We start from the raw sequence: 12165 nt of genomic DNA on the forward strand, positions 1-12165 counted from the left end.
CTCCCTCTCTTGGTTTGTTTTTTCTATACTTTTGACAGGACTTGTACCGGTACACCAATATCCATTTCCAGCTGTTTGTAATGCTCGCCCTTGGCCAGAATCGCCTGAACGCCGACAAGCTGAATGCCCATGTGTTCCATTTGCTGGGCGATGCAGCGGATGGTAGCGCCAGAGCTGATCACATCATCGACGAGGAGCACCCGGTCCCCGGCAGTGAATCCGTCAAAATAGATATAGTTCTCATTATACGCCGTCTCGCGTTTGATGCTGACCTCATAATTATCGTATAGTTCGGTGCTGAGACGCAGAATATTCATCGGTTTCATCAGCTTGTAGGCCGCGAGCATCCCCCAGGTATGCCCACCTGGCTCGGGAGATACGATATAATCAAAAGCAGGGAACTGCGCCGAAATGCTCTCGGCAAGGCTATCCGTGATCTCACTAATCAGCTCGGGGTCAATATAAGTGCCGCGTTCACCGAAAGGATAAAGCTTGAAATCATAAGCGGTATCTTTATTTTTATAAATCCTTACATTTTTAGCGTTTCTGATGGATTCGCTGAGTTTTGCATAGGATGCGCTCATAGTCTTCACTCCTTAAAAGTTGTGTTAGCATATACAAAAAAACCCGGACTACAAGAGGCACCTGGAGGGCAAACGGCATCATGGAGAAGCGCACCAAAATCATGCGGGCTCTCGTCTTGAATATCCATCAGCCTTGCGGTGCCTCTTGTAGCCTGGGGCAATTTACGGTTGCCTGTAGAAACGCTCATACCAAATTAACGAGCTTATACAAGAGGTGTGAAATTAGAGGGATTATGAATGAAAAGTGACATTAGGTGGGAATTGGGTAGATTTATTCATTTTTATGTTAGGAATAGTGACTTTAATCATTTGTTATATGCTATCATTCGCAATATTGTGTGTCAATATTTGATTTATATGTTAGATTTGATTACAACGACTGTGACTGGGGAGAGTGATTGAGATGCCGGAAGCTTCGCAATGGAAAATGGATACTTGTTCGCTGAAAGGTGATGGGGAGTGGAACGAGGATGCGCTGGTCATTCATGAAGAGGGATGTGTGTATGGCGTTGTGGATGGAGCGACTTCGCTTTCGCCATACCGGAATCTGGAGGGGCAGACAGGAGGATATATAGCGGCGCAGCTGGCGGCAGCACATTTTATGACAATGGACCCGCACGGGAAGCTGGAGCAGACTGCAACTGAAGCGAACCAGGCTCTGTGGCAGCAGATGGTGGCGGAAGGTGTGGATACGGGGGAGGCATCCAATCGGTGGTCGGCAGCCTTGGTCGTGGTGCAGATCCATGAATACAGCGTTGAATACGTACAGGCAGGGGATTGTATGCTGCTTGCCAGGTACAAGGATGGTACGGTCAGAGCGCTGACCCATCCCCAATTGGCGCATGTTGACCGGAAGACGCTGGACAAGATGGCGCAGCTTCGTTCCGAAGGCATAAGCGATCCGGCAGAGCTTCGCAGAGCGCTTATTCCTAACCTCACGGGCAACCGGAACTTGGCCAATACGATTGACGGCTACGGGGTATTAAATGGCGACCCGCGATTCCCGCAGTTTTTGGAGAAAGGAACGTTTAACCGGGCGAATCTGGAGAGTCTCTATATGTTCAGCGATGGCATGTACACCGAAGAATCTAAATGGACGGAATTGACGGATGCTCTGGAGAGACTTGGGGCTGAGGGGTATGCCGGGTCTTTGTATGATAAGGAACAAGAGGACCGGATGCTGCTGGAGGTTCCGCGCCTCAAGGTTTCTGATGATAAAACATGTATAGTGCTGCATTTGGGGTAGGCGGTTTTCCCAAGCGTAAGCTGATTAAAAATCTAAAAATAACCGATCCTAACCATGGCGTTGCCACGGTTTTTATATTTCCTGCTGAACCGGTACGGAGCTATTTTAAGGGCGACAATGACGTTTAGCTTGTTTATAATGATTATTATCTGGATTTCATAAATAGTTCAAAGGTTTTGTCAAAAGGTGCTTTTTCATGTGATATACTTAACACAGCGTTTATAGAAGTTGTGAAAGTGGCAGCAGCTAATTACGGATGAGCGGCAACAGTGCCTGCACCAATGAATAGAGATTAGGATGGTGAACAAACGATGCATATTGTCGTCGTTGGCCTGAATTACCGCACGGCACCCGTAGAGGTCAGGGAACAGTTCGCTTTTGCCGAGAGGGATCTGCCTGCGGCGTTACATCAGCTGATGCAGACCAAAAGCGTGTTGGAAGGGGTCGTCGTTGCTACCTGCAACCGGACAGAAATTTATGTGGTTGTGGACCGGCTTCACATGTGCGGATATTTCATCCGCAGCTATATGGAGCAGTGGTTTGGAGTGAAAAGCGATGTTTTTGCACAGCATATGTATATATATGAAGACGAGCAGGCGATTGCCCATCTCTTCCGCGTAACCTGCGGTCTGGATTCTATGGTGATCGGTGAGACGCAGATCCTGGGACAGGTGCGCAGTGCTTTTTTGACTGCCCAGGGCGAAGGGGTGACAGGAACCTGGTTCAACCGGCTGTTCAAGCAGGCGGTTACACTGGGCAAACGCGCTCACAGCGAAACATCGATTGGCGAGAGTGCAGTATCTGTCAGCTATGCGGCTGTGGAGCTGGGCAAGCGGATCTTTGGCATGTTCTCCGGCAAAAGAGTGCTGATTCTTGGCGCCGGCAAAATGAGCGAGCTGACGGTGAAGCATCTGTACAGCAGCGGCGCGGCGGAAGTGATTGTCGCCAACCGGACGCTGTCGCGTGCTGTGGAGCTTGCCGAGAAGTTCTCGGGCAAGCCGAGCACGATTGAGCAAGCCTTACAGCATCTCGATGAAGTGGATATTGTGATCAGCTCGACGGGAGCGGATGGCTATGTCCTAACAGCCGCTCAAGTGGCCGAGAACATGAAGCGCCGCCCATCGCGCCCGCTGTTCATGATTGATATAGCTGTGCCTCGTGATATTGACCCGGCGGCGGCGAGCGTCCCGGATGTGTTTCTGTACGATATTGACGATCTGGAAGGCATTGTAGAGACCAACCTGGAAATGCGGCGTACAGAGGCCGCCAAGATCGAGGTTATGATCGAAGCCGAGCTGGAAGATTTCCAGATGTGGCTGAAGACCATGGGGGTCCGGCCGGTGATCCGTGCGCTGCAGGATAAATCCAATGGTATATATGAAGATACGATGGATAGTCTCTTCAATAAGCTGCCGGAACTGGACGAGCATCAGCGCAAGGTCATCCGCCGCCTCACGAAGAGCATTGTCAATCAGATGATGCATGATCCGATCAATGTCATTAAGGAGCTGTCCGGCGGCAAGCAGGGAAACGAAGCGCTGGAGTATTTTACACAAATCTTTGCGCTTCAGGAGCAGCTTGGCACAGGGACAGACGACGGAAGTTCTGCAGAGCCGGAACGAAAGGAAGCTGAACGCGATTCCGCCAGCGAGTATACGCTGCCGAAGTCGGTGTTCGCTCCGGCAGGCCTGCTGGGCGGGTGAACCAGATGCAACTGCTGAATGGAATATATGATACAGCTCTGCTGCTATATGCCCTGAGCCTGCTGTTTGTTTTCTCGGATTGCCTTAAGCGGAATCCGGGCGGGAAGCGGCTGGGCACAGGGCTTCTTGTTTTTGTTGGCCTTTTGCAATCTTCCGGTCTGGCGATCCGCTTCTCACAGGAGAACGGTTTGCCGATTTTTACACCGTATGATTTCCTGTTCTGGTTCTCCTTCATTATTGTGCTGACCTCACTTGCGATTGCCTACACCCGAGGCGGAGAATTTACGATTCTGCTGCTCAGCATGGCAGGCTTCAGTGTCTTCCTGCTGAACAGAGTTTGGCTGACTGCCGAGGATCATACACTGCAGAGCTGGAGTGCGGTGCACGGGTGGCTGGCGATGCATATCATTTTGGCCAACCTGAGCTTTGCCGCCCTGACACTGGGAACGGTGTTTGCCATAATGTATCTGTTCCTGCATACGCGGCTGAAGCACAAAAAATGGGATGATCGCATCCGCCGCCTGCCGAGCCTTGAGACCATGGACAAATATTCATATACCGCGATTCTGACCGGGGTTCCCCTGCTGCTGGCTTCACTGGTGCTGGCCGGAATGTCGATTATTGCTGAAGGGCGGACTCCATTGTTTCAGGATTCTAAGGTGCTGACCACCCTGATTGGGCTTGCGGTCTACATTGCCTATATCTTCCTCAAGCGCTCTGCCCGCCGCAGCGGGACCTCTATGGCCCGCTGGGCTATTGCCGGGTACGGGTTCATTATTTTGAATTTTTTGCTCAATTCCTGGTCGGAGTTTCACGGCTGGGGGGGCTAGGGGAGTGCTATGTGGAGACTGATGTTCTTTAGGGTAAAAAAACTAACGGCTTACCTTGTGGAGTGACACTTCATAGTTAAGTGACAATGAACGAAAGTGAGAAATTAGCCCTTCTTTTATGAAATCTAAGTTCATCTATAGGGCTATAAGTGTGCTAACCATCCACATGCTGTCAGTAAAGCTGAGGTTGACAGGTCACCGCCCGAGGTAAGTATAAGAAAGAATGATAGCTGAAGGGGTTCTATTTGGTCTTGACAGTAGTAAAATTGAGATTGGATTGACGGTGAAATTCGGATAACGCGGGTGCGGGAATTTTGATACTGGTTCAGATGAAGTGGATGGGTTCCTGCTGGTTTTTGTGGGTGTTGCGATGAAGGGCTTGATATATGCGTTAGTGGGCTCGATGTACGCGCTAGATTGAATTGACGATAAATTCTCCTGGAGCGGGTACGGGAATCTAATGTGCGTTGTAGACGGTTGGATTTGCGTTACAGGCTAGTGGATGTGTTGGTGGCAGGAGTAGGAGTGTGGCTGGATGGTGAAGTATTTTCCCATTATGCTGGATCTACAGGACCAGCGTGTGGTTGTCATTGGCGGCGGCGCGGTGGCGGAGCGCAAGGTGGTCGCGCTTATAGAAGCCGGGGCGGCGGTGGTTCTGGTCAGCCCTTCGCTGACCGGGACGTTAGCCGCGCTGGCTGAAGCGGGGCGGCTGAGTTGGATCAGCCGCCCCTATGCCCCCGGGGATATACGGGGGGCATTGCTGGTCTACGCCGCCAGCAACGATGCGGCGGTGAATGAGGCGGTGGCCCGGGAGGCGCGCAGCCTGGGCCTTCCGGTGAATGTAGCCAGCCGGGCCGAGGCGGGCAGCTTCATTACCCCCGGCGTACTTCGCCGGGGGCGGCTAACGGTCGCCGTGTCGACTTCAGGCGCGGGACCGTCGGCAGCTGCGAAGATCACGGAGCAGCTGGCTGGGATTCTGGGCGAAGAGTATGAGCCCTATCTGGACTGGTTACACAACCTGCGGACAGAGATCAAGCGCAGGGAACTGCCGCCGGAGCTGCGTGGACGGCTTCTGCGCAGGCTAGGCGAAGTTGATGTGTTGAATGAGATGCGACAGGGCACCTTTATAGAGTGGGGTGCGGACGAGATCGACGACTGGATCACCCGAAATTTAGAAAAATAAGTAGTGAACTGCTGGCAGTCTGAGGAATAGGTCAGGCTGCAGGAAGGCGTTAGGTTAGAGGAAAACGTGCCTTGATGACTCTAAATGTGTGAGTTATGAGATGGGGTTTTCGTCAAATGAGACGCAGGTAGCCTGCGCGGGAAGCGGGCGAAACAAAGGTAGAAATACCTTTGAATGACGCGCCGGGGCTGGAAGTGGGCGAATCAAAGGTAGAAATACCTTTGAATGACGCTCCAAGGCTGGAAGCGGGCGAAACAAAGGTAGAAATACCTTTGAATGACGCGCCGAGGCTGGAAGTGGGCGAAACAAAGGTAGAAATACCTTTTAATGACGCGCCGAGGCTGGAAGTGGGCGAAACAAAGGTAGAAATACCTTTGAATGAGTAGCCCAGGCTGGAAGTGGGCTAAACAAAGGCAGAGGCAGTTACCAGGTACCAGGAGGGATGAGGCATGAGGAAGATTATTGTAGGCAGCAGACAAAGTGCGCTGGCGCTCACGCAGACGGGGCAGGTGATTGCCGATTTGGAGCGGCTGAGCGGGGAGCATGGGTTTGGGTTTACGTTTGAAGTTCATAAGATTGTAACTAAGGGAGACCGGATTCTTGATGTAACGCTGTCCAAAGTTGGCGGCAAGGGATTGTTCGTCAAGGAAATTGAGCAGGCGATGCTGGCCCATGAGATAGATATGGCTGTACATAGTATGAAGGATATGCCCTCCGAACTGCCGGAGGGATTGATGAATGGTGCGGTTCCGAAACGCGTGGACCCCCGCGATTGTCTGATTTCAAACGGCGGTCTTGCGCTCGAAGATCTGCCGCAGGGTGCGCGCGTAGGCACAAGCAGCCTCCGCCGTTCCAGCCAGCTTGTAGCGCTGCGGCCCGATCTTCAGATTGAGCCGGTGCGCGGCAATATCGACTCACGTCTGGGTAAGCTTGCGAACGGCGAATACGACGCCATTCTGCTGGCGGCGGCGGGGCTGGCCCGGATGGGCTGGCAGGACCGGGTAACTGCGTATTTGCCGCCGGAGGTATGCCTGCCTGCTGTAGGGCAAGGCGCACTCGGGATCGAGTGCCGGGTGGATGATGCGGAGCTGCGGAAGCTGCTGGCGTTATACAATGATGAGCAGACGGCGCTTACGGTAGCGGCGGAGCGGACTTTTCTGGGCGCTCTCAATGGCGGCTGCCAGGTGCCGATTGGCGCTTTTGCCGAGCTGGACAATGAAGCTGTGAAGTCAGCCTCCCAAAGGCTGATTACATTGACAGGAATGGTGGGAACACCGGATGGCTCGGTCATCCTGAAGGAAACCTGCAGCGGGTATGACCCGGCGCAGCTGGGTGAAGAGGTGGCCAGGAAGCTCATCGCCAGAGGAGCGGAACAGATTTTGGCGGATGCAAGGGGATGAGAGAAATGACGGGGAAGGTATATCTGGTAGGTGCGGGACCTGGGGATGCTAGGCTGATTACGGTAAAAGGTCTGGATTGTATTAAGAAGGCGGATGTGCTGGTATACGACCGGCTGGCCAGTCCCAGGCTGCTGAAATGGATGAAGCCCGGCGGGCAAAAAATATATGTAGGCAAACTCCCGGACCGCCACACGATGAAGCAGGAAGAGATCAATCAGCTGCTCGTTGATTTGGCGCTGGAGGGCAAAACGGTAGTCCGGTTGAAGGGCGGGGACCCGACGATTTTTGGACGTGTGGGTGAAGAGGCGGAGCTGCTGCGCAGACACGGTATTTATTATGAGATTGTGCCGGGGATTACCTCGGCGATCAGTGTTCCGGCGTATGCTGGCATTCCGGTGACCCACCGGGATATGGCTTCTTCACTGTCCATTATCACAGGCCATGAAAGCCCGGATAAGCTGGACCATTCCATTCACTGGGATAAAGTGACCAATGCAACGGGTACACTGGTATTTCTGATGGGCGTAGCCAAAATCGGCTACATCAGCGCCCAGCTGATCAAGCATGGACGGCCGCCGGAGACGCCGGTGGCGCTTGTCCGCTGGGGGACACGTGCGGATCAGGAGACGCTTACGGGGACGCTCGCTGACATTGAAGCGAAGGTGAAGGCCGCTGATTTCCAGTCGCCGGCCGTGATCGTTGTCGGCGAGGTTGTGCTGCAGCGCGAGCAGCTCATGTGGGCAGAGGCGCTGCCGCTGTTCGGCAAGCGCATTGTGGTTACACGGGCCCGCAGCCAGGCCAGCGAGCTGGTGGATTGGATTGAGGAGCTCGGCGGAGAGCCGTACGAGTTCCCGGTCATTGAGACGAGGATGCCCGAAGGTGCCGAGCAGAAAGCAGGTATTGCCGCCGCGTTGGCGTCGCTGGAAGAATACGATTACGTATTCTTTACGAGCGCGAACGGCGTGGAGTTTTTTTGGCGCCACCTGGCGGAGCTGAAGGTGGACATCCGCAGGCTGCACCGCGCCCGGATCGGCGCGGTGGGTCCGGGTACAGCCGCGGCGCTTGCGCAGCGCGGGCTGGTGGCCGAGGAGCTGCCGGGACGCTTCCAGGCAGAGGGGCTGCTTGAAGCCTTCGGGCCAAGGCTGCAGCCGGGGCAGAAGGTGCTTCTTCCGCGCGGCGATCTGGCGCGCGAGTGGCTGCCGGACAAGCTGCGGGAGCTCGGCCTGGAGGTGACCGAAGTGGACACCTATGAGACCGTGGTGACGGGTGAAGACGATATCGAGCTGCTCAAGCTGCTGGAAGAAAAGCGGATCCACGCAGTGACTTTTACCAGCTCATCGACGGTTCGCAACTTCATCAGCATTCTGCAGCGCATGGGGCTTGAAGATCCGCTTCCGCTGCTGGCAGGCGTCAAGATTGCCTGTATCGGTCCCGTGACTGAACAAACCGCCGTAGAGGCGGGGCTGACACCGGGACTTCTTCCTGAAGAAGCGACGATTGAAGCGCTGGTGCAGGAGCTCTGCCGCTGGAACGAGACCACGAGGCTGAAGTGAATTGGGCTTTGTCGTGACTGGCTGAGATCGATGGGTTCTTGATCGGGCTCACTGAAGTGGATTGTTAATGTTATAGCTCGCTGAAATAGAAGGGATTTTGTCGTGCCTGGCCGGATTGGAATGGTTATTGTCATGACCGTTGGGGATTGACTGGGTTTTGCCTTCACTCGATTTGGGTTTATATATGTACTGTACAGGAGGATAATATCATGGGGTTTCCAATTACAAGACACCGCCGTTTGCGCGGAACAGCAGGAATTCGGGGCATGGTGCGGGAGACGATCCTGAATACGCTGGATTTCATCCAGCCGATTTTTGTCACCTATGGAGCAGGTGTGAAAAGTGAGATCAGCTCGATGCCGGGCGTGTATCATTTTTCGCTGGATACGCTGAAGGCGGAAGTGGACGAGATTGCGGCGCTGGGCATTCCGGCTGTACTGCTGTTCGGGATTCCCGAAACTAAGGATGCGGTCGGCTCGTCTGCGTTTGCTGAGGATGGCATTGTGCAGGAAGCCACACGGCTGATTAAAAAGTGGTACCCCGAGCTGCTCGTGGTTGCCGATACCTGTCTCTGTGAATTCACGGATCACGGACATTGCGGCATGGTTCATACCCATACGGTGGACGGCGTGGTGCATGGCGATGTGATTAACGATGCTTCGCTGGACCTGTTGACCCGCACGGCAGTGTCTCAGGCTCAGGCGGGTGCGGATATTATCGCTCCGTCGAATATGATGGACGGGTTCGTGCATGCGATCCGTGCCGGACTGGATGAGAACGGATTTGAGCATGTGCCGATTATGTCATATTCGGTAAAATATGCTTCGGCCTTCTACGGGCCGTTCCGTGAAGCCGCTGACTCCGCACCGCAGTTCGGAAACCGCAAAACCTACCAGATGGACCCGGCCAACCTGCGCGAAGCGATCCGCGAAGCGGATTCAGATGTGCTTGAGGGTGCGGATATGCTGATGGTGAAACCGGCTTTGGCTTATCTGGATGTGATCCGCACCATCCGTGATCAATTCGATCTGCCGCTGGTGGCTTACAATGTGAGCGGTGAATATTCCATGGTCAAAGCGGCGGCTCTGCAAGGCTGGATTGATGAACAGGCTGTTGTGCTAGAGATGCTGACCGGGATGAAACGCGCCGGCGCGGACATCATTATTACCTATTTTGCCAAGGATGCAGCCCGCTGGCTGCGCAGATAAGTACCTGGTAGCAGCCGGGTCATATCTATAACACAATACGAACTGGACAGGAGTGGTGACAATGAGCAAATTGCCTTTGGCGCGGCGGGAAGAGGCTTCCCGCAAGGCTTTTGATGAAGCCAAGCAGTATATCCCTGGCGGAGTGAATAGTCCGGTCCGGGCGTTCAAATCTGTGGGGCTGACCCCGGTCTATGTGGATCATGGTGCGGGTTCACGCATTTATGATATCGACGGGAACAGCTTTATTGACTACGTCTGCTCGTGGGGTCCGCTGATTATGGGCCATGCCCACCCTGAAGTGGTCAAGGCGCTGCAGGAGACGGCAGTCAAAGGGACAAGCTTTGGCGCACCGACACTGCTGGAGACGGAAATGGCCAAAACCGTGGTCGGGCGGGTTCATTCGGTTGATATTGTGCGCATGGTCAATTCCGGAACCGAAGCTACCATGAGTGCGATCCGGCTGGCACGGGGGTATACTGGAAGAAGCAAAATCCTTAAGTTCGAAGGCTCTTACCACGGCCATGCAGACAGTCTGCTAATCAAAGCCGGATCGGGTGTAGCTACACTTGGATTGCCGGATAGTCCCGGTGTGCCTGAAGGCGTGGCCATGAATACGATCACCGTGCCTTACAATGACCTGGAAGGGGTCAAAATCGCCTTCGAACGCTTCGGCAATGAGATTGCTGCTGTAATTGTGGAACCGATTGCCGGGAATATGGGCGTAGTGCCCCCGCTTCCGGGATTTCTGGAGGGGCTGCGCAAGGTGACTACGGGCTACGGTGCGCTGCTTATTTTTGACGAGGTCATGACCGGATTTCGGGTGAACCGGGGCTGTGCCCAGGGGCTGTTCGGCATGGAGCCGGATCTTACCTGCTTCGGCAAAGTGATTGGCGGAGGCCTTCCGGTAGGCGCCTATGGCGGCAAAAGGGAAATCATGGAGCAGATTGCTCCAACCGGACCAATCTACCAGGCGGGGACGCTCAGCGGCAATCCGCTTGCGATGGCAGCGGGTCTGACAACACTTAGACTACTGACACCGGAGGTGTACGACCGTCTGGAAGTCCTCGGTGCGCGTCTGGAAGCAGGACTTATGCGCAACGCGGTGGATACAAGCATTCAGCTAACCATTAACCGTGTGGGCTCCATGGTCTGCCCATTCTTTACTGAAGGTCCGGTCATCAATTATGATACAGCCAAAGCCAGTAATCTGGACCGGTTTCGGTCGTATTTCGGTAAAATGCTGGATCAGGGCATCAGTGTTCCGCCTTCACAATTTGAAGGCATGTTCGTCTCTGCCGCACACAGCGAGCAGGATATTGATGATACGCTGGAGGCCCATTATCAGGCCTTGAAATCCCTGTGACGGCAGAGAAGGAGCCGTTATCCGTGACGGGTGGCGGGTCCTGGACCCGCCGCGGAGAATGGCTGGAGGCCATGCCTGGACGGGTAATTACCGCAGCTACAGATCCGGCAGCGGCCATAGATCAGTGGCTGCTGGAAACCGTGGGCATGCCCGCTAAGCTCCATTCAAGATTGCGCCGCGAGGGCGGCGTACAGTGGAAGGGAGACCGCCTTCGGCTGGGATTGTTCCCTTACCGTGAGGCGGGCATTGAGCCGTCGTGGACAGCACTTGAAGTGTTGTTCGAGGATGACTTCTGCCTCGTTGTCCATAAGCCTGCGGGCATGGCGGTCCACCCCGATGGCAGCGGGAATGAGATCACTCTGGATCATGGGGTTGCCGCCCATTATGCGGCTTCGGGCGGGGGAATTGCCGTACGTCATATTCACCGTCTGGACAAGGACACAACAGGTCCGGTGCTGTATGCGAAGAATGAGTATGCACAGCTTGTACTTGACGAGGCTATGCGTGCCAAATCCGTCTCGCGGCTGTACGCCGCGATCGTACAAGGAACCGTACCGCCTGGGCTGAAGGTAATAGATGCCCCAATTGGCCGAGACCGTCACCATGCGGCGCGCCGGCGGGTCTCTCCGGGCGGGCAGGATGCGGTGACGCGGATCATTGGCCGGGAAGTTCTACAGGGCGGTACCGTGCTTAAGGTGCAGCTCGAAACCGGGCGGACGCATCAGATCCGTGTCCATCTAAGCCACATGGGCCATCCGCTGTTCGGAGATGCTCTGTACGGCGGTCCGGCCTGGAATACAGATTGGCTTCCTCATTCCGGCGGTGTCGGAAGACAGGCACTGCATGGTGAAATGCTTGCGTTCAATCATCCATGGACCAAAGAACAGCTTGAAGTGGCCGATCCATGGCCTGAGGATATGCTGCTCTTGTGTGAACAGCTGGGAGCAGATCTGCAGGTTTGAATGCCCTGGTGATGAGGGGTTTATAAGGTCCGGCTCATACAGTTCCCGTGAGCCTGCTCATCACGCTAACCCATTTACTGAAGTCAAGAGCCCCCCAAGGCTGCGCTCCGGCACAGCCTTGGGGGGCTTTTGT

The 12165-nt window shown here is 54.6% G+C and carries 11 protein-coding genes and 1 riboswitch; of the genes, 10 read left to right on the forward strand and 1 reads right to left on the reverse strand.

All coding sequences use genetic code 11. From position 1 onward, the window contains the following. Window positions 1–23: 23 nt before the first annotated feature. Entirely contained in the window at window positions 24–584 is a 561-nt protein-coding gene (locus tag A3848_RS19610; RefSeq protein ID WP_074086558.1) for a phosphoribosyltransferase, read from the reverse strand. A 128-nt stretch (window positions 585–712) separates the two neighbouring features. Continuing rightward, window positions 713–815: riboswitch (purine riboswitch) on the reverse strand. 172 nt (window positions 816–987) lie between these two features. Between A3848_RS19610 and A3848_RS19615 the strand changes: the two genes are divergently transcribed. The 10 genes from A3848_RS19615 to A3848_RS19660 all read left to right on the forward strand — a co-directional run bounded on the left by A3848_RS19615 (window position 988) and on the right by A3848_RS19660 (window position 12032). Next, window positions 988–1830 carry a protein phosphatase 2C domain-containing protein gene (locus tag A3848_RS19615; RefSeq protein WP_074086559.1) on the forward strand — a complete coding sequence of 281 codons (843 nt, stop codon included), beginning with the start codon at window positions 988–990 and terminating at the stop codon, window positions 1828–1830. 311 nt (window positions 1831–2141) lie between these two features. Then, window positions 2142–3533: a glutamyl-tRNA reductase gene (hemA, locus tag A3848_RS19620; RefSeq protein WP_074086560.1), complete on the forward strand. Its 1392-nt coding sequence runs from the start codon at window positions 2142–2144 to the stop codon at window positions 3531–3533. A 5-nt stretch (window positions 3534–3538) separates the two neighbouring features. Next, on the forward strand, window positions 3539–4363 hold the full coding sequence (ccsA, locus tag A3848_RS19625) for a cytochrome c biogenesis protein CcsA (RefSeq protein WP_074086561.1): 825 nt from the start codon (window positions 3539–3541) through the stop codon (window positions 4361–4363). A 556-nt stretch (window positions 4364–4919) separates the two neighbouring features. After that, on the forward strand, window positions 4920–5546 hold the full coding sequence (locus A3848_RS19630) for a precorrin-2 dehydrogenase/sirohydrochlorin ferrochelatase family protein (protein WP_256702480.1): 627 nt from the start codon (window positions 4920–4922) through the stop codon (window positions 5544–5546). A gap of 170 nt (window positions 5547–5716) precedes the next feature. After that, window positions 5717–5932, forward strand: a complete 216-nt coding sequence (locus A3848_RS19635) for a hypothetical protein (RefSeq protein WP_074086563.1) — start codon at window positions 5717–5719, stop codon at window positions 5930–5932. A gap of 63 nt (window positions 5933–5995) precedes the next feature. Further along, window positions 5996–6946, forward strand: coding sequence for a hydroxymethylbilane synthase (hemC, locus tag A3848_RS19640; protein WP_074086564.1), 951 nt, complete (start codon window positions 5996–5998; stop codon window positions 6944–6946). A 5-nt stretch (window positions 6947–6951) separates the two neighbouring features. Continuing rightward, complete coding sequence (gene cobA / locus A3848_RS19645; RefSeq protein WP_074086565.1) at window positions 6952–8499, forward strand: uroporphyrinogen-III C-methyltransferase; 1548 nt, start codon at window positions 6952–6954, stop codon at window positions 8497–8499. Between the two features lie 209 nt (window positions 8500–8708). Beyond that, window positions 8709–9707 (forward strand): porphobilinogen synthase, encoded by a 999-nt coding sequence (gene hemB / locus A3848_RS19650; protein WP_074086566.1) that lies wholly within the window; start codon window positions 8709–8711, stop codon window positions 9705–9707. 61 nt (window positions 9708–9768) lie between these two features. Further along, on the forward strand, window positions 9769–11070 hold the full coding sequence (gene hemL / locus A3848_RS19655; protein WP_074086567.1) for a glutamate-1-semialdehyde 2,1-aminomutase: 1302 nt from the start codon (window positions 9769–9771) through the stop codon (window positions 11068–11070). Window positions 11071–11093: 23 nt separating this feature from the next. Then, on the forward strand, window positions 11094–12032 hold the full coding sequence (locus A3848_RS19660; RefSeq protein WP_074086600.1) for an RluA family pseudouridine synthase: 939 nt from the start codon (window positions 11094–11096) through the stop codon (window positions 12030–12032). The last annotated feature ends 133 nt before the right edge of the window (window positions 12033–12165 follow it).

It is taken from the genome of Paenibacillus sp. P32E (assembly GCF_001909085.1).
In the GTDB taxonomy this organism is placed as follows: Bacteria; Bacillota; Bacilli; order Paenibacillales; family Paenibacillaceae; genus Paenibacillus_AQ; species Paenibacillus_AQ helianthi.